Source organism: Nocardioides speluncae (assembly GCF_003121585.1).
In the GTDB taxonomy this organism is placed as follows: domain Bacteria; phylum Actinomycetota; class Actinomycetes; order Propionibacteriales; family Nocardioidaceae; genus Nocardioides; species Nocardioides speluncae.
This window is the reverse complement of the sequence record NZ_QEOO01000050.1, coordinates 49815-71903: the sequence shown is the minus strand read 5'-3', so window position 1 is coordinate 71903 and position 22089 is coordinate 49815. Positions and strand designations below refer to the sequence as shown.

At 69.6% G+C, this 22089-nt stretch carries 16 protein-coding genes; 14 read left to right on the top strand and 2 right to left on the bottom strand.

What is annotated here, in order from left to right; translation table 11 throughout:
* Window positions 1-25 precede the first annotated feature (25 nt).
* Both DDV73_RS28535 and purU read right to left on the bottom strand, forming a co-directional pair.
* Window positions 26-1624, bottom strand: a complete 1599-nt coding sequence (locus DDV73_RS28535; RefSeq protein ID WP_109510225.1) for a DUF4244 domain-containing protein — start codon at window positions 1622-1624, stop codon at window positions 26-28.
* Window positions 1625-1735: 111 nt separating this feature from the next.
* Window positions 1736-2617 (bottom strand): formyltetrahydrofolate deformylase, encoded by an 882-nt coding sequence (gene purU, locus DDV73_RS26205; protein ID WP_240617491.1) that lies wholly within the window; start codon window positions 2615-2617, stop codon window positions 1736-1738.
* A gap of 93 nt (window positions 2618-2710) precedes the next feature.
* On the opposite strand from purU, the gene DDV73_RS26200 reads away from it, so the two are divergent.
* From DDV73_RS26200 to DDV73_RS26135, 14 genes are all read left to right on the top strand, one after another.
* On the top strand, window positions 2711-3484 hold the full coding sequence (locus DDV73_RS26200) for an IclR family transcriptional regulator (protein ID WP_109510224.1): 774 nt from the start codon (window positions 2711-2713) through the stop codon (window positions 3482-3484).
* A gap of 161 nt (window positions 3485-3645) precedes the next feature.
* Entirely contained in the window at window positions 3646-5271 is a 1626-nt protein-coding gene (locus DDV73_RS26195) for a BCCT family transporter (RefSeq protein ID WP_109510223.1), read from the top strand.
* 157 nt (window positions 5272-5428) lie between these two features.
* Window positions 5429-6898 carry an aldehyde dehydrogenase family protein gene (locus tag DDV73_RS26190; RefSeq protein WP_109510222.1) on the top strand — a complete coding sequence of 490 codons (1470 nt, stop codon included), beginning with the start codon at window positions 5429-5431 and terminating at the stop codon, window positions 6896-6898.
* Between the two features lie 7 nt (window positions 6899-6905).
* Complete coding sequence (gene betA, locus DDV73_RS26185; protein ID WP_109510221.1) at window positions 6906-8606, top strand: choline dehydrogenase; 1701 nt, start codon at window positions 6906-6908, stop codon at window positions 8604-8606.
* Window positions 8603-9685, top strand: a complete 1083-nt coding sequence (locus DDV73_RS26180; RefSeq protein WP_109510220.1) for a quaternary amine ABC transporter ATP-binding protein — start codon at window positions 8603-8605, stop codon at window positions 9683-9685. The genes betA and DDV73_RS26180 overlap by 4 nt, the downstream gene beginning before the upstream one ends.
* On the top strand, window positions 9682-11694 hold the full coding sequence (locus DDV73_RS26175) for an ABC transporter permease (protein WP_109510219.1): 2013 nt from the start codon (window positions 9682-9684) through the stop codon (window positions 11692-11694). The genes DDV73_RS26180 and DDV73_RS26175 overlap by 4 nt, the downstream gene beginning before the upstream one ends.
* A 53-nt stretch (window positions 11695-11747) precedes the next feature.
* Entirely contained in the window at window positions 11748-12710 is a 963-nt protein-coding gene (locus DDV73_RS26170; protein WP_109510218.1) for an ABC transporter substrate-binding protein, read from the top strand.
* Between the two features lie 183 nt (window positions 12711-12893).
* A complete protein-coding gene (locus DDV73_RS26165) occupies window positions 12894-15371 on the top strand; it encodes a GcvT family protein (RefSeq protein ID WP_206051109.1) in 2478 nt (825 codons plus the stop codon).
* 5 nt (window positions 15372-15376) lie between these two features.
* On the top strand, window positions 15377-16147 hold the full coding sequence (locus tag DDV73_RS26160) for an electron transfer flavoprotein subunit beta/FixA family protein (RefSeq protein ID WP_109510216.1): 771 nt from the start codon (window positions 15377-15379) through the stop codon (window positions 16145-16147).
* An 11-nt stretch (window positions 16148-16158) separates the two neighbouring features.
* On the top strand, window positions 16159-17133 hold the full coding sequence (locus DDV73_RS26155) for an electron transfer flavoprotein subunit alpha/FixB family protein (RefSeq protein ID WP_206051108.1): 975 nt from the start codon (window positions 16159-16161) through the stop codon (window positions 17131-17133).
* 69 nt (window positions 17134-17202) lie between these two features.
* On the top strand, window positions 17203-18363 hold the full coding sequence (locus tag DDV73_RS26150; protein WP_109510214.1) for an acyl-CoA dehydrogenase family protein: 1161 nt from the start codon (window positions 17203-17205) through the stop codon (window positions 18361-18363).
* The gene (locus DDV73_RS26145) at window positions 18363-19442 is read left to right on the top strand and encodes an acyl-CoA dehydrogenase family protein (RefSeq protein WP_109510213.1); all 1080 of its coding nucleotides are present in this window, start codon (window positions 18363-18365) and stop codon (window positions 19440-19442) included. Before DDV73_RS26150 ends, DDV73_RS26145 begins: the two co-directional genes overlap by 1 nt.
* 69 nt (window positions 19443-19511) lie before the next feature.
* Window positions 19512-20966: a polyprenol phosphomannose-dependent alpha 1,6 mannosyltransferase MptB gene (gene mptB / locus DDV73_RS26140; protein WP_240617490.1), complete on the top strand. Its 1455-nt coding sequence runs from the start codon at window positions 19512-19514 to the stop codon at window positions 20964-20966.
* Between the two features lie 13 nt (window positions 20967-20979).
* Complete coding sequence (locus DDV73_RS26135) at window positions 20980-22071, top strand: glycosyltransferase 87 family protein (RefSeq protein ID WP_109510212.1); 1092 nt, start codon at window positions 20980-20982, stop codon at window positions 22069-22071.
* The last annotated feature ends 18 nt before the right edge of the window (window positions 22072-22089 follow it).

Here is a 22089-nt window from a genome sequence, read left to right as displayed (position 1 = left end):
CAGGAAGTCCCTCGCCTTGCTGGCGTCAGTCGAAAGCGACGATCTTGTCGTCCTCGTTGTACTCGAACTGACCGGCGAAGCCCCAGTTCTGCCAGCCGCCGTCGCCGGTGTTGGTGATGGCTCCGGAGTCGATCGAGAAGATGTTGACGCCGTCGACGACGGCGATGTGCTCCACGCCGGACAGGCCGGTGAAGCGGATGTCGTTGAGGTTCTTGACGGCGATGATGTTGGTGTCGGGGAACGTGTCGCTGTACTCGTGGATCAGCGACTGGATCAGCTCGGCCTTGTCCCCGGGCTTGTCGCCGTCGAAGTCCGTGCCGGGATAGGTGCCGTCGGTGTACTTCGGGGTCTCGTCGTTGAAGTTGACCTTGTCGCGGCCGAACGGCGGGTCGGCGTCGAGGTTCGCCGGCGGCGGAGGTTCGAAGCTCACCTCGGAGCCGTCCCGCTCGAAGTCGCCGTAGAAGTTCCAGTTGGTGTAGCCGCCGTCGCCGTCGTTGTTGAAGGTGCCGTTGTCGAAGACGTAGACGTCGAAGACCGCGCGGCCCGACTCGATGTCGTTGCCCTGTTCGTCCTTGTGGTACTCGGGCGAGTTCAGCCGGTACCGGCCCTGGTAGACCATCGTCTCCGGCTCGTCGACCCAGTGCCCGCCCTGCTCGGAGTGCATGGCCAGCACGTTGTAGTCCGGGTAGCAGCGCCGCAGCTCGCTCACCAGCGACTGGACCTGTGCCGCGGAGCCTTCGTTGTCCAGCGGCGAGTAGGTGTTGTAGTAGTTGCTCCGGTCGGGCGGCTCGACGCCCTCGACCTGGCAGCCTGGGTCGCCCGGCTTCCAGCCTTCCTTGCGCTTCGGCTTGGGCGGCTCGGTGAAGGTCACGGTACGGCGGTCCTCGCTGACCTCGAAGTAGCCGTAGAAGCCTCGGTTCTTCCAGCCTAGGTCGGCGTCCTCGTCCCAGGTGAAGGTGCCGGTCTTGAAGGCGTAGACCCGGAACGTCGAGCCGCCGATCTCGATCGTCTGCACCAGTGCCGCGCCGTCCATCTCCTGGGTGTTGCCGTCGTGCAGCTGGGAGATGACGATGTTGTAGTCGGGCATGCAGCGGTGCATCTCGGCGAGTGCCTCCTGGACCCACTTCTCCTTGTTCTTCTCGTTGTTGATGGCGTCGGCGATCAGGTTGTACAGCCACTGGTAGGTCTTGGCGGCAGCGGTCGACTTCGGACCGCCGCCAGGGATCACGACGTTGGAGTTCGACGAGTACGCGCCCGGGTCGAAGCAGACCTGGGGCAGCGCCTCGCCCTCCTCCTCGGGTTCCTCGCCGTCAGTCGGATCATCGCTCGGGTCGTCGCCAGGGTTGTCGTCCGGGTCGTCATCGCCCGGGTCGTCGTCGCCGGGATCGTCATCCGGGTCGCCCGGCTCGCCGTCCTCACCGTCGCCGCAGCTGCCGTCGCCGGACGCGAGTGCGGCGCCGATCTTCGCGTAGGCACACTGGACGGTGGCCTCGGCCTTGGACGCGACGGTCACCGAGATGGTGAGAATCGCGACGGCCAGCAGGGCCGCGAAGGTGACCAGTGCGACGTACTCCGCGGTGGACTGACCGGACTCCCGAGAGTGCGGCCGGCGATCGGCTGTCATACCTGCACGGTAGGAAATTGCTTGGCGGACGCACACGGTCCACCGACCTAAACACAGGCCCAGAAATTTGGGAATATTTGGTTTTATGTGGAATTAGTTGGGACTACGGGCCTAACGGAAGACGACGGTCCGGTTGCCGTTGAGCAGGATCCGGGTCTCGGCGTGCCAGCGTACGGCGCGGGAGAGGACCTGCGACTCCACGTCGCGGCCGGCGGCGACGTACTGCTCGATGCTGGCGGTGTGGTCCACGCGGGTGACGTCCTGCTCGATGATCGGGCCCTCGTCGAGGTCGGCGGTGACGTAGTGGGCGGTGGCGCCGACCAGCTTGACGCCGCGCTCGAAGGCCTGGTGGTACGGCCGGGCGCCCTTGAAGCTCGGCAGGAAGCTGTGGTGGATGTTGATCGCCCGGCCCTCGAGGTGCTTGGCCAGGTCGTCGGAGAGCACCTGCATGTAGCGCGCCAGCACCACCAGGTCGATGTCCAGCGACGACACCAGCTCCAGCAGCTGCTCTTCGGCGGCGGGCTTGGTCTCCGGCGTGACCGGGATGTGGTGGTAGTCGATCCCGTAGAGGCGGGCCAGCGGCTCGAGGTCCGGGTGGTTGGACACGATCGCGGGGATCTCGATCTGCAGCGCGCCCACGCTCCAGCGGTAGAGCAGGTCGTTCAGGCAGTGCCCGAACTTGGAGACCATGATCAGCGTGCGGTACGGCGCGCGTGCGGTCCACAGCTGCCAGGTCATCGAGTATCGGGCGGCGACGACCTCGAAGCCGGCCCGGAGCTCCTCGAGGGTGCTGGCGCCGGGGCCGGTCTCGAAGTGGATCCGCATGAAGAACCGGCGGGCGGGCCGGTCGCCGAACTGCTGGCTCTCCAAGATGTTGCCGCCGTTGCGGACCAGGAACCCCGAGACGTCGTGCACGATGCCGGGACCGTCGGGACAGTCCAGGGTGAGCACGTACTCCGGCCGCGGTTCCATCCGTGAGTCGCTGTCGGCCATGGGCTTCTCCTACCTCGGTCGTGCGCGCGCCTTGTTGCGCTTGAGAGAACTCAGTGTGGGATACGCAACGCCCTCTCCGCTACGGTATGCGACATGGGCGACGCCCCGGAGAGCGCGAGTACCGTTCAATCGGTCGACCGCGCGGTCACGATCATGGAGATTCTGGCCCGCGCGGGCGAGGCCGGCGTCACCGAGATCAGCGGCGAGCTCGGGGTTCACAAGAGTACGGCGTTCCGGCTGGTCGCGGCCCTGGAGCGGCGTGGCCTCGTGGAGCAGGTCGAGGGTCGCGGCAAGTACCGCCTGGGCATGGGCCTGCTCCGGCTCGCGGGCGCGACGACGGCCCGGCTCGACGTCGTCCAAGAGGCCCGGCCGATCACGCGCAAGCTGGCGGCCGACACCGGCGAGACCGTGAACGTCGCGGTGCTGGCCGACCGCTCGGCGCTCTACCTCGACCAGGTGGCCGGCTCGTCCGCGCTGCAGTCACACAACTGGGTCGGCCAGCACATCCCGCTGCACGCGACCGCCAACGGCAAGGTGCTGCTGCTCGGCCTCGACGGGCAGCGGCAGGGCGAGCTGCTCGGCCGGCTACAGGCCTACACCGAGAGCACGATCACCACCCGGGACCGGCTCCGCAAGGAGCTGGTACAGGTGCGCGAGCAGGGGTACGCCGTAGCCGTCGACGAGCTCGAGATCGGGCTCGCCGCGATCGCCGCGCCCATCCACAACGCGCACGGCGACGTGATCGCCTCGATGAGCGTCTCCGGGCCGACGTTCCGGCTCACGCAGGAGCGGATCGACCAGATCATCCCGCCGCTGGTCGAGGCCGCGGCGGAGGTCTCGCACCGCCTGGGGTGGGGCCACCGCTGACCGAGAGCGCCTCGGTTAAGGTAAAACTGCGCCCCTTGACGGGGTGACCCAGATCACACAACAGTGGTTTGACGTGTTGTGTGTGGAGCACCGCCTGAGCGTCATACGCAACGTCACTCCTACCGGCCACCTCGGGCGGCCCACGAGAACGGAGCAGACGGATGACCGACATCAAGGACCCTCCGACAGCTGACCAAGTAGCCGCCGCGGATGAAGGCGAGCACCTTCCCCTCGACCGGGTGGTGTTCGGCGTCGCCGCGATCCTCGCGGTGGGCTTCGTGACGGCCGGCGCGATCTGGCCGGAGCGAATGGCCACCGAGACGACCGAGGCGCTCGGCTGGGTGACCAGGAACTTCGGCTGGCTGTTCGTGCTGACCAGCGCCGGCTTCGTGCTGTTCTCCGCCTACCTCGCGATCAGCCGCTACGGCAACATCAAGCTCGGCCCGGACGACAGCGAGCCCGAGTTCTCGACGTTCTCGTGGGTCTCGATGATGTTCGCGACCGGCATGGGCATCGGGCTGATGTTCTGGGGTGTCGCCGAGCCTCTCACCCACTTCAACGCGCCGCCGCTCGGTGAGGGCGGCGCAGGTACGCCGGGCACCGCCGAGAAGGCGATGCAGTACTCCTACTTCCACTGGGGCTTCCACCCGTGGGCGATGTACGCCGTGATCGGCCTGGCGATCGGCTACTTCGCCTACCGGAAGGGCTACGGCAACACCATCTCGTCGACGTTCCGGCCGCTCCTGGGCCGCCGCTCGACCGAAGGTCCGGGCAAGGCGATCGACGTGATCGCGATCTTCGCGACGCTGTTCGGCTCGGCCACCTCGCTCGGCCTGGGCGCGCTCCAGATCACCGGTGGCATCGACGACGTGTTCGGCGAGGGTGGCGGCAACAAGTCGCTCGCGGTCGCGGTGATCGCCGTACTGACCGCCTGCTTCGTGGTCTCGGCGATCTCCGGCATCGAGCGCGGCATCAAGTACCTGTCCAACGCCAACGCGGTCGCCGCGGCGCTGCTGGTGTTCTTCCTGTTCGTGGTCGGCCCGACTGTCTTCATCCTCGGCACCTTCACCACGACCATGGGTGACTACCTCACCCAGCTGCCCGCGATGTCCTTCAACACGGGTGTGTACGACGCCGAGGCGAGCACCTGGCTGAGCGGCTGGACGGTCTTCTACTGGGCGTGGTGGATCTCCTGGACGCCGTTCGTCGGCATGTTCATCGCCCGGATCTCGAAGGGCCGGACGATCCGGCAGTTCGTGATCTACGTGATCGTGGTCCCGAGCGTCGTCTCCTTCGTCTGGTTCGCGATCCTCGGCGGCGCGGCCATCGACCTGCAGCTCAACGAGGGCTGGAACCCACCCAAGACCGACACCGGGGCAATCGCGCTCGAGGCGTCGCTCTTCGACACGCTGCGCGAGTTCCCGCTGGCGTCGATCACGGTCGCGCTCGCGGTGTTCCTGGTGGCGATCTTCTTCGTCACCGGCGCCGACGCGGCGTCGATCGTGATGGGCATGCTCAGTCAGCGCGGCACCGAGGAGCCGCACCGCGCGCTGATCGTGTTCTGGGGTGTCGCGACCGGTGCGGTCGCCGGCGTCCTGCTCTGGGCCGGCGGTCTAGCGGCGTTGCAGACATTGGTGATCCTGGTCGCGGGACCGTTCATGTTGATCCTGATCGGCATGTGCGTCTCGCTGATCATCGAGCTGCGCAAGGAGTCGTTCGAGTCGACGCTCCCAGGCCGGGTACGGCGCGCCGTCGAGCATGCCGATCGCTATCCGGAAGGCCCGTGAGGAGTGCCGGAACGTGAGTTGCGGCTCGATGACAGATCTGGGGTCTTCTTGACGCGAGCGCCTGACGACTCCATCCTCAATTCACCCGACCAGTTGCGTGTCGAGCAATTGGTTGCGACATACGCAACATCGGGGTTGTGTAACGAAGGAACCGCCGATGGCTGAGATCTATCTGGATGGCAGGTGGGTGGGTGCATCGGCCGGGGCGCGCCGAGAGATCCGCTGCCCGGCCGACGGCTCGCTGGTGGCCGAGATCGACGAGGGCGGACCCGACGACACCGACCTGGCCATCGCCAGCGCCCGGCAAGCGTTCGACGACGGCCGCTGGTCCGGCGTACCGGCCCGCGAACGCGGCGAACTGCTCGCCCGGGTGGCCGACCTGCTGGTCCGCGACAGGGCCGCGATCGCGCGGGCGGAGTCGCTGGACACCGGCAAGCGGCTGGTCGAGAGCGAGTACGACGTGGACGACGTCGTCGGCGTCTTCCGGCACTTCGCCGCGGTGGCCGCCGAGGACGCCGGCCGGCTGGTCGACACCGGCCGCCCGGACGTGGTCTCCCGGATCGAGCACGACCCGGTCGGCGTCTGCGCGCTGATCACGCCGTGGAACTACCCGCTGCTGCAGACCGCCTGGAAGGTCGCGCCCGCGCTGGCGGCCGGCAACACGTTCGTGCTCAAGCCCAGCGAGCTCACCCCGCACACCGCGATCCTGCTGATCCGGCTGCTGGCCGAGGCCGGGCTGCCCGGCGGGGTCGCCAACCTGGTGCTCGGCGCCGGCCCGGCGGTCGGCGCACCGCTGGCCGACGACCCCAGGGTCGACCTGGTCTCGTTCACCGGCGGCCTGGAGACCGGCAAGCGGATCATGTCCGCGGCCTCCGGCACCGTGAAGCGGATCGCGCTCGAGCTCGGCGGCAAGAACCCCAACATCGTGTTCGCCGACGCCGACCGTGAGACCGCGCTCGACATGGCGCTGACCGCGGTCTTCCTGCACTCCGGGCAGGTCTGCTCGGCCGGTGCGCGGCTGGTGGTCGAGGAGTCGATCCACGACGAGTTCGTCGACGAACTGGTCGACCGAGCCAGGAAGATCCGGCTCGGCGGGCCCTTCGACGAGAAGGCCGAGACCGGGCCGCTGGTCTCCGCGGCGCACCGCGACAAGGTCGAGGCGTACGTCGCCGACGCGCTCGCCGAGGGCGCCGTACTCCGCTGTGGCGGCGCCCGCCCGGACGACCCGGCCCTGGCCGACGGCTTCTACTTCCTGCCCACCGTGCTCGACGGCTGTCACACCGGCATGCGCGCGGTGCAGACCGAGTCGTTCGGACCGGTGCTGACCGTGGAGACGTTCACCGGCGAGGACGAGGCGGTGGCGATCGCCAACGACAGCATCTACGGGCTGGCCGGTGCGGTCTGGACCCAGGACGGCGGCAAGGCCGAGCGGGTGGCGCGCCGGCTGCGGATGGGGACGGTCTGGATCAACGACTACCACCCGTACGTGCCGCAGGCCGAGTGGGGCGGCTACAAGCAGTCCGGCATCGGGCGCGAGCTCGGCCGCGCCGGTCTCGAGGAGTACCGCGAGACCAAACACGTCTGGCACAACATCAGGCCGGAACCCCAACGCTGGTTCGGAGGATAGGAAGAGCGTGAGGACCTACGACTTCGTGATCGTCGGCGGCGGCTCGGCGGGCAGTGCGCTGGCCAACCGGCTGAGCGAGGACCCCGGTACGTCGGTCCTCGTGCTGGAGGCGGGTCGCTCCGACTTCAAGGTCGACCCGTTCATCCACATGCCGGCGGCGCTGCCGATCCCGATCGGGAACCGGCTCTACGACTGGAAGTACGAGTCCGAGCCCGAGCCGCACATGAACGACCGCCGGATCTTCCACGCCCGCGGCAAGGTGCTGGGCGGCTCCAGCAGCATCAACGGGATGATCTTCCAGCGCGGCAACCCGCTCGACTACGAGCGCTGGGCGGCCGACCCCGGGATGGAGACCTGGGACTACGCGCACTGCCTGCCGTACTTCAAGCGGATGGAGACCTGCCGGGCCGGCGCGGACGAGTGGCGCGGCGGCGACGGGCCGCTGGTCCTGGAGCGCGGTCCGGCGACCAACCCGCTGTTCGGCGCCTTCTTCGAGGCGGCCCAGCAGGCCGGCTACCCGCTGACCGACGACGTCAACGGCTACCGCCAGGAGGGGTTCGCGCGGTTCGACCGCAACGTCAACCGGGGTCGCCGGTGGAGCGCCGCGCGGGCCTACCTGCACCCGGCCATGGGGCGCCGCAACCTCACGGTCAAGACGCTGGCGCTCACCACCAAGGTCCGGTTCGAGGGCAAGCGCGCGGTGGGTGTCGAGTACACCCGGTTCGGCCGGCAGCACTCGGTGACCGCCGGTGAGGTGATCCTGTGCGGCGGCGCGATCAACTCGCCGCAGCTGCTGCAGCTGTCGGGGGTCGGCAACGCCGACGACCTCGCGCGCCTCGGCGTACCCGTGGTCGCGGACGTGCCGGGCGTCGGCGAGCACCTCCAGGACCACCTCGAGGTCTACATCCAGTACGCCTCCAAGCAGCCGGTCTCGATCGCGCCCGGCCTGAAGTGGCGCAACCGGCCCAAGCTCGGCGCGGAGTGGCTGTTCCTGCGCAAGGGGCTGGGGGCCACCAACCACTTCGAGGGCGGCGGCTTCGTCCGCAGCAACGACGACGTCGACTACCCGAACCTGATGTTCCACTTCCTGCCCATCGCGATCCGGTACGACGGCACGCAGCCCGCCGGTATCGACAGAGGGGGGCACGGCTACCAGGTGCACATCGGCCCGATGTACTCCGACGCCCGAGGCAGCGTGAAGATCCGCTCGACCGACCCGCGCGAGCACCCGGCGCTGAGGTTCAACTACCTGTCCACCGAGCAGGACCGGCGGGAGTGGGTGGAGTCGATCCGGGTCGCGCGCGACATCCTCAACCAGCCGGCGTTCGCGCCGTACAACGACGGCGAGATCTCGCCCGGCCCCTCCGTCGAAACCGACGAGGAGATCCTCACGTGGGTCGCCGCCGACGCGGAGACCGCACTCCACCCCTCGTGTACGGCGCGGATGGGCGTCGACGAGCTGTCGGTCCTCGACCCGCTCGACATGCGGGTCCGGGGGACCGACGGGCTGCGGGTGGTCGACGCGTCGTCGATGCCCTACGTCACCAACGGCAACATCTACGCCCCGGTGATGATGCTGGCCGAGAAGTCGGCCGACCTGATCCTCGGTAACACCCCGCTGCCCGCCGCCGACGCGCCGTACTACCGGTTCCGCGACGGCATGCCGCTCTATCCGGATCCATCTCTGAGCCAAGGAGAGTCTGAATGACCACCGATAGCAGTGAGGCCGCACTCAAGGTCGAGTCGCTGTGGAAGATTTTCGGAAGCAAGGCTGACCGGATCCTCGGCACACCCGACGCCGATCTGTCCCGTAAGGAGCTCCAGGCGAAGACCGGCTGCGTGATGGCGGTCAAGGACGTGTCGTTCGAGGTCGCGCCCGGCGAGGTCTTCGTGGTGATGGGTCTGTCCGGCTCCGGCAAGTCCACCCTGGTCCGGCTGTTGACCCGCCTGATCGAGCCGACCGCCGGGACGGTGGTGATGAACGGCGACGAGATCACCGCCGCGTCCGAGGACCGGCTCCGTGAGATCCGCCGGCACCACGTCGCGATGGTGTTCCAGCACTTCGGGCTGCTGCCGCACCGCAAGGTGATCGACAACGTCGCCTACGGCCTGGAGATCCGCGGCGAGGACAAGCAGACGCGACTGGCCAGGTCGCAGGAAATGGTCGACCTGGTTGGCCTGTCCGGCTACGAGTCGTCGTACCCCGACCAGCTGTCCGGCGGCATGCAGCAGCGAGTCGGTCTGGCCCGGGCGCTGGCGGTCGACCCAGAGCTCATGATGTTCGACGAGCCGTTCTCCGCGCTCGACCCGCTGATCCGCCGCGACATGCAGAACGAGGTGATTCGGCTCCACGAGGAGGTCGGGAAGACGATGGTCTTCATCACCCACGACCTGCAGGAGGCGCTCAAGCTCGGCGACCGGATCCTGATCATGCGCGACGGTGAGATCGTCCAGATCGGTACGCCGGACGAGGTGGTCGGCGCTCCGGCCGACGACTACGTGAAGGACTTCGTCAGCGAGGTGCCCAAGTCGCACGTGCTCACGCTCAAGTGGGTGATGCGCGAGCCCCGACCGGGAGAGTCACTCGAGGGCAAGGTCATGCAGTCTGACCGGATCGTGAAGGACGCGGCCCGGGAGATCCTCGACTCCGACGACCCGGTTCGGGTGTACGACGGTGACGAGTTCCTGGGCGTGGTCGACGACGACGACATCCTCCGGGTGGTCGTCGCCGAGGAGGACGAGCCCGGCTCGGAGCCGGCTCCGGTAGGACTCGGCAAGTCGTCATGACCGTCACCGCGCCGCCACCCGAGAGCAAGCCTCAGGCCAAGGTGGTCGAGGAACAGCCCTTCGTCGAGGAGGCGAAGCAGCGGCACACCCGGCTGCTGCTGCTCGCCACGTTCGTCGCCTGGGTCGTCGGCTGGGCGCTGTGGAAGGGCAACCACACGCTTGCGATCGGCGGCGCCGAGCTCACCGACCTGCACCGCTGGCTCAACGACGTACGCGACGACTTCGACAACTCCCGGGACAGCAACTTCTTCCTGCAGTACGTCGTCGGCGGGATCAGCGACGCCATCGACTGGGTGGTGACGTTCCTCCAGGAGCTGTTCAGCCAGCCCGCCTTTCCGCGGCCGGTCCCCGAGGTCGGCTGGCTCGGCGTGGTCGGCCTGCTGACGTGGCTCGCCTATGCCCTGGCCGGCATCCGCTCCGCCGTCCTGGTCGCCGCGAGCCTGCTTCTGTTCGGCTTCCTCGGCTACTGGGAAGACAGCATCGACCTGCTGATCGTCACCGCGGCCGCCGTGGGCATCTGCATCCTGATCGGGCTGCCTCTGGGCATCTGGATGGCGAGAAGCAAGATCGCCTCAGCCGCGATCACACCGATCCTCGACCTGCTGCAGACGGTGCCGTCGTTCGCCTACCTGACCCCGCTGGTGCTGGTCTTCGGGATTGGCCCGGCCTCCGCCGTCGTGGTCACGCTGATCTACGCGCTACCGCCGCTCGTGCGGATCACCGAGCACGGCCTGCGCAGCGTCTCCGAGACCACCATCGAGGCCTCGTCCTCGATGGGCGTCACCCGCCTCCAGCTGCTCCGCAAGGTCCAGCTGCCGATGGCCCGGCGCACCATCATCGTTGGCGTCAACCAGTGCACGATGGCGGCCCTGTCGATGGCGACGATCGCGGCCCTGATCAACGGTCCCGGCCTCGGCCAGCCCGTGACCAAGGCACTGCAGAGCCTCGACGTCGGCACCGCCTTCGTCAGCGGCCTGGCGATCGTGATCATGGCGATCATGCTCGACCGCACCACGACTGCGGCCAGCGAACGCTCCGAGCTGCTGGCCCGCCGCGGCCCGGGGTCGGCGCAGCGGCGGCGGATCGTGCTGGCCGCGACGGGTGCGGTCGCCGCGGCGTTGGTCTACGTGTCGCACACCTACCTGTGGGCGGCAGAGTTCCCGGAGGAGCCGGACCTCGGCCGGCCGCTGGCCGAGCGGGTGACGTCGTTCAACGACTGGCTGACGGGCAACATTGACGAGACCACCAACGCGCTCAAGGACCTGGTCAGCTACGGACTGCTCAATCCGCTGCAGGCGCTGATGGCCGACTCGCCCTGGTGGCTGGTGGCGGCGGTCCTGCTCGTGGTCTCCTACCTGCTCGGCGGCTGGCGCCCGGTGATCACCACCGCGATCTGCGAGGCCGTGATCCTCGGAACCGGGCTCTGGAACGAGACCATGAGGACGCTGACCACGACGCTGGTCGCCACCGCCGCGGTGATGGCGATCGCGGTCGCGGTCGGAGTCTGGATGGGTCGCAACAAGCGGGCCGACACGATCGTCCGGCCGTTCCTCGACGCCTTCCAGACGATGCCGCCGTTCGTCTACCTGGTCCCGGCGCTGGCGCTGTTCGGGCCGAGCCGGTTCACCGCGATCGTGGCCGCCGTCGCGTACGGCGTGCCGATCGCGACCAAGCTGATCGCGGACGGCATCCGTGGGGTGTCGCCGACCTCGGTCGAGGCCGCCCGCGCTGCCGGTACGACGGCGTGGCAGATGATCAGCAAGGTCCAGCTGCCGATGGCCCGCGCCGCCGTCGTACTCGCCAGCAACCAGGGCCTGCTCTACGTCCTGTCCATGGTCGTCATCGGCGGCCTGGTCGGCGGCAGTGGGCTGGGCTACTTGGTGGTCAGCGGGTTCTCCCAGGCCCAGCTCTTCGGCAAGGGCCTCGCCGCCGGCATCGCGATCACCGCGCTCGGCGTGATGCTCGACCGGATCACCCAACATGCCGCCGCCAGATCGGGGCGGCACTGATCGACGTACGCACAACAAGGCCGCAGCACCGCGGCTCGAGATGAGGAGAAGCAATGGCACGAGGAAGAACCAAGCACCTCAGGATGGTGGTGTTGACCGCCGTCGTGGGCCTCGGTCTCGCGGCGTGCGGGGGCGGCGACATCGAGTCCGCCGACACCGGGAATGGGGCTGATTGCGGCAAGTTCGACATCGCGATCAATCCCTGGGTCGGCTACGAGGCGTCGGCTCACGTTGTGGGCTACGTCGCGAGGACCGAGCTCGGCTGCGACGTCGAGTACAAGGACGTCAAGGAAGAGATCGCCTGGCAGGGCATGGGCAACGACGAGATCGACGTTGTCATCGAGAACTGGGGCCACGAGGACCTCAAGGAGAAGTACATCGAGGGCACCAAAACCGCCCAGGAGGCTGGGTCGACGGGCAACATCGGCGTGATCGGCTGGTACGTCCCGCCGTGGATGGCCGAGCAGTACCCCGACATCACCGACTACAAGAACCTCAACAAGTACGCCGACATGTTCAAGACCTCGGAGTCCGGCGGCCAGGGTCAGCTCCTCGACGGCGACCCGTCCTTCGTCACCAACGACGAGGCACTGGTCAAGAACCTCGACCTCGACTACAAGGTCGTGTACGCCGGCAGCGAGGCGGCGTTGATCCAGGCGTTCCGGCAGGCCGAGGAGAACAAGAAGCCGCTGATCGGCTACTTCTACGACCCGCAGTGGTTCATGGCGGAGGTGCCGCTGGTGAAGATCGATCTGCCGCCGTACGAAGACGGGTGCGATGCGGATCCCGAGAAGGTCGCGTGCGACTACCCGGAGTACGACCTCGACAAGATCGTCGCCACCGACTTCGCCGAGTCGGGCTCCCCGGCGTACGACCTGGTGAAGGCCTTCAACTGGACCAACGAGGACCAGAACGTCGTCGCGAAGTACATCGCCGAGGACGGGATGGCCCCGGAGGACGCCGCCGAGAAGTGGGTCAAGGACAACCAGGACAAGGTCGACGCCTGGCTCAAGTAGCAAATCGCAGGGCAAGTCGAGGGGAGGGCGGGGTTGACAGCCCTCCCCTCGGCGCTTGATCCTGGAAACTCCTTGTTTCACATAACGCAATAGGTTGCGTTATACGCAACTGACTGAATGGCTCCGGCCAGGTCGAGAGGGGTTCCGAAGATGGCGACGGTTCCAACAACTGCACGGTGCGTCGTGATCGGCGCAGGCATCGTCGGGAACAGCCTGGTGTACCACCTGGCCAAGCTCGGCTGGCGCGACATCGTGCAGATCGACAAGGGGCCGCTGCCGAACCCGGGCGGCTCGACCGGCCACGCGTCAAACTTCATCTTCCCGGTGGATCACTCCCGCGAGATGACGGATCTGACCGCGGACTCGATGCGGCAGTACAAGGAGCTCGGCGTCTTCACCGAGTCCGGCGGCTTCGAGGTAGCGCGCACCGAGGAGCGGATGGAGGAACTGCGCCGCCGGATGTCCTCGGCCAAGGCATGGGGCATCGAGGCGTCGCTGGTCACGCCCGAGGAGGTCGTCGAGAAGGTCCCGTTCCTCGACCCGTCGGTGATCATCGGCGCCTTCTGGTGCCCGAGTGTCGGCGTGGTCGACTCGCTGCGCGCCGGCACCCTGATGCGCGAGCGGGCGATGGAGCTGGGTGCCCTGAACGTGGTCTCGACGGTCGAGGTCACTGGCCTGGACGTCGAGGACGGCGCGATCCGCCGGGTGCGCACCACCGGCGGCGACATCGAGGCCGAGACCGTGGTCATCGCCTGCGGCGTGTGGAGCCCGAAGCTGGCCGCGATGGCCGGTGCGACCATCCCGCTGACTCCCGCCGTACACCAGATGATCAGCGTCGGCCCGGTGTCGCAGCTCGCCGAGCGGCCGGGTGAGATCTCGTTCCCGATCGTGCGCGACATGGACACCTTCTGCTACGAGCGCCAGCACGGCAGCGACATGGAGGTCGGCTCCTACGCGCACCGGCCGATCCTGCACGACGCCGAGGAGATCCCGTCGATCGAGCAGTCGAAGCTGTCGCCGACCGAGCTGCCGTTCACCTCCGACGACTTCGATGACCAGCTCGAGCAGGCGCTGGAGCTGATGCCCGAGGTCCTCGGCAACCCCGACGTCGAGATCCGGTACGCCATCAACGGGCTGCTCTCGCTCACCCCCGACGGCTTCCCGATCCTGGGCGAGACCGCCGAGGTGAAGGGGCTGTGGTCCGCGGCCGCTGTCTGGATCAAGGAGGGCCCGGGCGTCGGCCGACTGGTCGCGGAGTGGATGACCCACGGCAACCCCGAGTACGACGCGCACCAGTCCGACATCGCCCGCTTCTACGACTCCCAGCGCACCCGCGAGCACGTCAAGGCCCGCACCAGCGAGGCGTTCAACAAGACCTACGGCATCGTGCACCCGAGCGAGCAGTGGGCCAGCAGCCGCGACGTACGCCGCTCGCCGATGTACGACCAGGAGCAGGCGCTCGGCGCGATGTTCTACGAGACCGCCCACTGGGAGCGGCCGTTCTGGTACGCCGCCAATGAGGCGCTGCTCGGTGAGTACGGCGACCGGGTGATGCCGCGCGAGGCCGAGTGGGACTCGCGCTGGTGGTCGCCGATCATCAACGCCGAGCACCTCGCGATGCGCGAGCGGGCCGCGGCGGTCGATCTCTCGGCGTTCTCGATGTTCGACGTCAAGGGGCCGGGCGCGAAGGACGGCGTACAAGGCGTCGTCGTCGGCCAGGTCGACGTCGAGCCGGGCCGGGTCGTCTACACACCGGTGCTCGACCAGCGCGGCGGCTTCCGCTCCGACCTGACCGTGATGCGGCTCGGCGAGGACCACTACCGGGTGGTGACCGGCGGCATGACCGGCAACCAGGACCGCAAGTGGTTCCGCGACCACATGCCGGCCGACCTGGTCGTCGAGGACACCACGTTCGCCTACACCACGATCGGCCTCTGGGGGCCGCGCGCCCGCGACATCCTCGGCAAGCTGACCGACGCCGACATCAGCCACGAGGCGTTCGGGTTCTCCCGGTGCCGCGAGATCCAGATCGGCAACCAGACCGTGCTCGCCTCCCGGATCAGCTACGTCGGCGAGCTCGGCTGGGAGCTGTACGTGCCGATGGCCGAGGGCAGCTCGGCCTGGGACCTGGTGTTCGAGGCGGGCCGCGAGCACGACCTGATCGCGGCCGGCATCGGCGTCTACGGCACGACCGGCCGGCTCGAGAAGGGCTACCGGGCTCACGGCGCCGAGCTCGACACCGAGCGCAGCATCGTCGAGGCCGGGATGATGCGGCCGCGGGTCAAGGAGGCCGACTTCATCGGCCGCGAGGCCTATGTCAAGCAGCGTGGCGAGGATCCGCTGACCGTGCTCTGCACGCTCACCGTCGACGACCACACCTCGTCGACCGGCGTACGGCGGTACATGCTCGGCGGCGAGCCGATCGTGACGTCGGACGGCGAGCCGCTGGTCGACGGCCACGGTCGCCGCGCCTACGTCACCTCGGCCGGCTCCGCACCGTCGCTCGGCAAGCACATCCTGATGGCCTACCTGCCGCCCGACCAGGCGGTCGTCGGCAACAAGCTGGCGGTGTCCTACATGGAGGAGCTCTACCCGGTCACCGTCGGCGCCGCCGACGCGACGTCGCTCTTCGACCCCGAGAACAGCCGGGTCAGGAGCTGAGGGCGATGGTCAACGTCCTGGTCTGCATCAAGCGGGTCCCCGACACCTCCGAGTCGGTGCTGCTCACCGACGACGCGATGGCGGTCGACGGCCGCCACGTCGGCTACACCGTGAGCCCGCACGAGCTGTGCGCGGTCGAGCTCGCGGTCCAGGCCGCGGCCGATGGCGGCACGGCCGGCGTGGTCAGCGTCGGGTCCGGCGACGCGGTCGAGCAGCTGCGCGATGCGCTCGCCGTCGGCGTACAGCACGCCGTCCTGGTCGAGGCCGATGACGCGGCCTTCGGTCCCGCCGATGTCGCGGCGGCGCTCGCCGAGGTGGTCGAGGCCGGCACCCCGGACGGTACGCCGTACGACCTGGTGCTGCTCGGCAACGACGCCGCCGACACCGGCGACTTCCAGGTCGGGATCCGGCTGGCCTACGCGCTGGGCCGGCCGGTCGTCTCCGGCGTCTCCACCATCGCGGTGAGCGACGGCGTCGTCCAGACCACTGGAGCCGGCCCCGCCGGCACCGAGGTTTTCGAGGTACCGCTGCCCGCGGTCGTGACCGTGATGGAGGGCGGCGTCGCGCCGCGCTACCCGTCGGTGATGGGCCGGGTGAAGGCCAAGAAGGCCGAGATCGACACCCGTACCCCGTCGGTCACCCCGCGTGGCAACGGCCGGGTCCGCCTGAAGCTGCCGCCCGAGCAGCCGAGCCAGGTCGTGGTCCTGGGCGAGGGCGCGGCGGCCGCGCCGGCCCTGGTGGACCTCTTCGAGACGATGGGGGTGCTGACCAAGTGAGCATTGTTCTGGTGGCCGTCGAGACCGACGAGACCGGCATTGCGCTGACCTCGCTGGAGACACTGACCCTGGCCAGGGAGCTCGCGGAGCCGGCGGGCGTGCCGCTGCACGCGCTGCTGTTCGCGACGACCGAGCCGCCGACCGAGCAGATGCTGGGCCAGCTCGGCGAGCAGGGCGTCGCGACCGTCTACATCACCGCCGAGCCCCGGCTGGCCGCCTACGCTGCGGCGGCCTGGGCGTCGGCGGCCGTCCAGGTGGCGCAGGCGGTCTCGGCGCGGGTGGTCGTGGCATCCGGTACACCGCGCGGCGGCGAGCTGCTGGCCCATATCTCCGCCCGGCTCGACGTCGCGATGGCCGCCAACGTCACCGCGATCGAGGGCCTCGCGCCGTTCACGGTGACTCGGCAGGTGATGGGCGGCTCGGTGCTGGAGGAGATGCGGCTGGCCGACTCGCCCGCGGTGTTCACCGTCGCCGGTCACGCCTGCGAGGCCACCCCCGCCGCAGCGGTCAGCACGCCTGTCGTGACGCCGTACCGCCCGACGGTGGAGGACGCCGACCTGGTCGCCCGGGTGGTCCGCACCGAGGCCGGCGAACAGGACCACTCCGCGGCCCTGTCGGCGGCGCGTGTGGTCGTCGCCGCCGGCCGTGGCGCCAACGGGCCGGACGGCTTCAAGTCACTTCTGGAGCTGACCGACCTGCTCGGCGGCGCGCTCGGGGTCTCCCGGGTGGTGACCAGCCTCGGCTGGCGGCCGCACCACGAGCAGGTCGGCCAGACCGGGGTCCGGGTCGCGCCGGACCTGTACGTCGCGTGCGGGATCAGCGGCGCCATCCAGCACTGGGCCGGGATGTCGAGCTCGAAGACGATCGTGGCCGTCAACACCGACCCGGACGCGCCGATGGTGACCCGCGCTCACTACGCGGTGATCGGCGACCTGCACGAGATCGTGCCGGCGGTCAACGACGAGATTCGGCGCAGGGGTCACTGACCGATAGGTATAACGTGTTCTAGTCTTGGGTCTCGACAGCCATGTTGAGACCGGCCGAGAGGAGCGCGTGTGGACCTGCGGGAGACGCCTGAGCAGCTGGCGCTGCGGGCGGAGCTGCGCGCGTACTTCGCCGGCCTGCTGCCGCCCGAGGAGCGGCGCCGGGTCGGTGAGGGCGGCGTCGGCGGCGAGCGGTTCCGCGAGGTGGTGCGGATGCTCGGCCGCGACGGCTGGCTGGGCATCGGCTGGCCGACCGAGTACGGCGGGCAGGGGCGCTCGATCGAGGAGCAGTACGTCTTCTTCGACGAGGTGCAGCGGGCCGGGCTGCCGTTCCCGTTCGTCACCGTCAACACCGTCGGGCCGACCCTGATGGAGCACGGCACCGAGGCGCAGAAGCAGCGCTACCTGCCCGGCATCCTCAGCGGCGAGATCGTGTTCGCGATCGGCTACACCGAGCCGGAGGCCGGCACCGACCTGGCATCGCTGCGGACCCGCGCGGTCCGCGATGGCGACGAGTTCGTGGTCGACGGCCAGAAGATCTTCACCTCCGGTGCCAACACCGCCGACTACGTCTGGCTCGCGGCCCGCACCAACACCGCCGTACCCAAGCACAAGGGCATCTCGATCCTGGTCGTGCCTACCGACGCGGCGGGCTTCTCGTGGAGCCCGATCCCGACGGTGGGCGGGATGGTCGTCACGTCGACGTACTACAGCGGCGTCCGGGTGCCGGCCGACAGCATCGTCGGCGAGGTAGACGCCGGCTGGCGGCTGATCACCGCCCAGCTCAACCACGAGCGGATCGGGCTGGCCGCGCTCGGCGGCCGGATGATCCAGCTGTGGGAGCAGGTCATGGCCTGGGCGAGCGACAACGGCACCATCGAGCAGCCGTGGGTACGCCGCGAGCTCGCCCGCAGCCACGCCAAGCTCGAGGCGATGCGGCTGCTGAACTGGCGGATGACCACCGAGGTCGCGAACGGGACGCTCAGCGGCGACATGGCCGCGGCCGCGAAGACCTACGGCACCGAGACCCATATCGACGTCCAGCGCGCGCTCACCCAGGTGCTGGGTGCGGCGGGGCGGGTCCGGCCGGAGTCGCCGGGGGCGGTGCTGGCCGGCCAGGTCGAGCAGCTGTCGCGGCAGGGGATCGTGAACACCTTCGGCGGCGGCGTCAACGACATCCTGCGCGACATGGTCGCCACCGCCGGACTTGGCCTGCCGAGGAGCGCCCGCTGATGGACTTCACACCTTCCGAGGAGGTCCGCGCGGTGCAGCAGCTTGCCCGCCAGATCTTCACCGACCGGGTGACCGCCGAGCGGCTGCGCGAGGTCGAGACAAGCGCGTCGCGGGTCGACGAGGAGCTGTGGGCCGAGCTCGGCAAGGCCGGGCTGCTGGGCCTCGCCCTGCCCGAGGAGTACGGCGGCGCCGGCCTCGAGCTGGACGCGTTCGCGATGGTGCTGGAGGAGCAGGGCCGGACCGTGGCGCCGGTGCCGCTGTGGTCGGCCGGGGTGGCCGCGCTCGCGGTCGCGGCGTACGGCACCGGTGAGCAGCAGGGCCGCTGGCTGTCCGGCTGCGCCGACGGTACGACGCGGATCGCGCTGGCGCTGGAGGAGTGGGCGCCGGCTGTGCCGTCCTCGCCCACCTGCCGGGCGGTTCGCGACGGCGACCGCTGGCTGCTGACCGGCGAGAAGCCAGTCGTGCCGTCGTACGCCGATGCCGACGGTGTCGTCGTCTCCGCGACCGGCCCCGACGGCCCAGGATTGTGGGTGGTCGAGCAGCGAGCCCTGGCAAGCGTCGTCGAGACCACCACGAAGGACCACGCGGCAACCCTGACCTTCGACGCCACGCCGGCGGAGCTGCTGGGCGGTGCCGATGCGTTGGAGCGGACGCTGCTGTGGGCGGCGGTGGCGCTGGCGGCGGTCCAGGTCGGGGTGGCCGACGGCGCGATCGCGCTCACGGCGAGCTACGTGAGCGGGCGGGAGCAGTTCGGGCGGCCGCTCGGGACGTTCCAGTCGGTGCAGCACCAGCTCGCCGACTGCTCGATCGAGGCGGACGCGATGCGGGTGACGCTGTGGCAGGCGCTGGCCGAGCTCGAGCCGCGCGCGGTCCAGGTGGCGCGGTGGTGGTGCGACCAGGCCGGGCTGGACATCGTGCACCGGACCCAGCACCTGCACGGAGGCATCGGGGTCGACGTCGACTACCCGCTGCACCGCTACTTCCTGTGGGGCAAGCAGCTCGCGGGCACCCTCGCCGGCGCCGAGGCCGCCTTGTCCGACCTGGGCGATCTGCTGGCAGCCGAGCCGCCAACGTCCTGACGCGTGCTGGTCAGCTGGAGTTCACACGCACGCCCCGGAGGCGTTGAGGTAGCGGCCTAGCCTGCCTGAGTGCTGAGTCGTGGCCTGATCGGCAGTGTGCTGGTCCTGCTCGGGGGACTCGTGGTTTCCACGCTCCCCGAGTCTGCTGCGCTCATGCAGTTCCACATCCTGCAGGAGCTGCGCGGCCACGGCGCCGGCCGGATGCTCGGGCTGGCCTTCGTGATGCTCGGGCTCGGCATGCTCGGCGCCGCGTGGCTGGCCCTGTGCCGCTACGTCTCCCACGAGAAGAACAATGTCGAGCCCGACGAGGCGCTCAGCCTGGTCCGGCACGCCACCCTGGTCTGGTCCGCGCCGCTGCTGCTGGCGCCGCCGCTGTTCTCGCGGGACGGCTGGAGCTACGCCGCGCAGGGGATGCTCACCCGCCTCGACGTCTCGCCGTACACGCATGGTCCGGGGGTTCTCCAGGGCGGGCCGATCATCGAGGCGGTGGACCCGCGCTGGCTGTTCACGCCGACGCCGTACGGTCCGCTGCCGCTGATCCTCGGCGACCTCGCCGCGCAGGGCACCGGCAACCCGTGGCTGCTGGTCGTCATCCACCGGCTGATCGCGCTGGTCGGGCTGGCGCTGCTGGCCTGGGCGGTGCCGCGGCTCGCGCAGTGGACCGGCATGAACCCCGCCCTCGCCACCGCGATCGTGATCGCCTCGCCGCTGATGCTGGCCAACGGCGTCGGCGGCCTGCACAACGACCTGCTGATGGTCGGCCTGATGGCCAGCGCGCTCGTGGTCGCCGTGGAGCGCAGCTGGTTCTGGGGTGCGGTCCTCGGCGGCGCCGCGGCCGCGGTCAAGCTGCCCGGCGGCCTGGTCTGCATCGGGGTCGCGCTGGTGACGCTGCCGCTCGCGGCCACGATGCTGGAGCGGGTACGCCGGCTGGCGCTGGTCGGCGTGGTCGCCGTCGGGTTCCTGGTGGGCCTGGGCGTGCTGTGGGGGCTGGGCATCGGCTGGGCGGACGCGCTGTCGGTGCCCGGCACGGTCAACACCCCGCTCTCCGTTCCGACGCTGATCGGCGGCGCCCTGGACTGGACCGCAGAGGGGCTGAACACCGGACTGGCGCCGGCGACCTTCCTCGACGTGGTCCGCAAGGTCGCGCAGGTGGCCTCGGTCCTGGCGGCGGCGTACATCGCGCTGCGCTGGCGCACCGGCGACAAGGAGGCCTCGCTGCAGGCGGTGGCCACCGTCGTCGGCACCACGCTGCTGATGAGCCCGGTCGTACACCTGTGGTACTTCCTGTGGCTGGTGCCGTTCGTGGCGCCGCTGCGGCTGTCCCGGGTCGGCACCACCACGGTGATCGCGGTCTCGGTGATCATCGGCCTGGTCGCGCCGCTCGACTCGTCGCTGCACGGCGCCTATCTCGCGATCCTGCTGACCAGCATGCTGGCGGCCGTGGTCTTCGGGGCCCTGCTGCTGACCCGCTCGGCGCGCAACCGGATCGAGCGGATCGCGGACGCCGACTGGCTGCCGGTCTGATCGCCGCGCCCTGATGCTCGAGAAGTGGGTCGAGGAGCACTTCAAGGACCTCTCGGTCTACCGCTTCGGCGGGCAGACGCTGCTCAACGGGCTGCCGCTCTACGAGGGCGCCGACCCGGCCACGGTGCTGCCGTTCACCTACCCGCCGTTCGCCGCGCTGCTGTTCGTGCCGCTCACGGTGCTGCCGTGGCCGGTGCTGGTCGCGGTGTGGTCGGCGGCGTCGTTCGCGGCGCTGGTGCTGGTGTGCCGGCTGTACGGCGTGCCCGGGCGCTGGCTGCCGGTCGGCGTCGCGGTTGCCGCGCTGGCGCTGGAGCCGGTGTGGTCGACGCTCACGCTCGGGCAGGTCAACCTGTTCCTGCTGCTCCTCGTCTCCGCCGACCTGCTCCGGGGCGCGGACCGGCGCTGGGGCGGGGTGCTGATCGGCGTCGCCGCCGGGATCAAGCTGACCCCACTGATCTTCATCTTCTTCCTGCTGCTGGTCGGCCGCCGCGACATGGCCGGACGGGCGGTCGGCGCGCTCGCGGGCACGGTCGCCGTCGGCTTCGTGGTGCTGCCGAGGGACGCGGTCGAGTTCTGGACGCACGCCGTGCTGGACCCGGGACGGGTCGGCGGCGTGCCCTTCGCACGCAACCAGTCGGTCCTCGCCCTGCTGACCCGGCTGCTCGGCGAGGAGCCGTCGAAGCCGGTCTGGCTGCTGGTGGCCGGGCCGCTCGCGCTCGGCGTACTCCTGCTGGCGCGGCGCGCCTGGCTGCGCGACGACCGCCCGCTCGCCGTCGTCCTCGTCGGCCTCGCGATGCTGCTGGCCTCGCCGATCTCGTGGAGCCACCACTGGGTCTGGGTGGTGCCGGCGCTGGTCGTGCTGGCGAGGTCCGGGTGGTCGCGGCGCTGGGTCGCCGGCGGCCTGGTCGCGGCCGTCTTCGCGTCCTGCTGCATCCTCTGGCCGCCCAGCAAGGACGACCGCGAGCTGGCCTGGAACCCGCTGGAACAGCTCGCCGGCAACGCCTACCTGTGGGTCGCGCTCGCTGCGCTGCTGCTCCTGGCGAGGCACCGTGCCGCCGTCGGTACGGCGTCCCCAGGATTGTCGCATTCCGGACACCCGGCCTGACCGGGCTGCCTAGCGTTC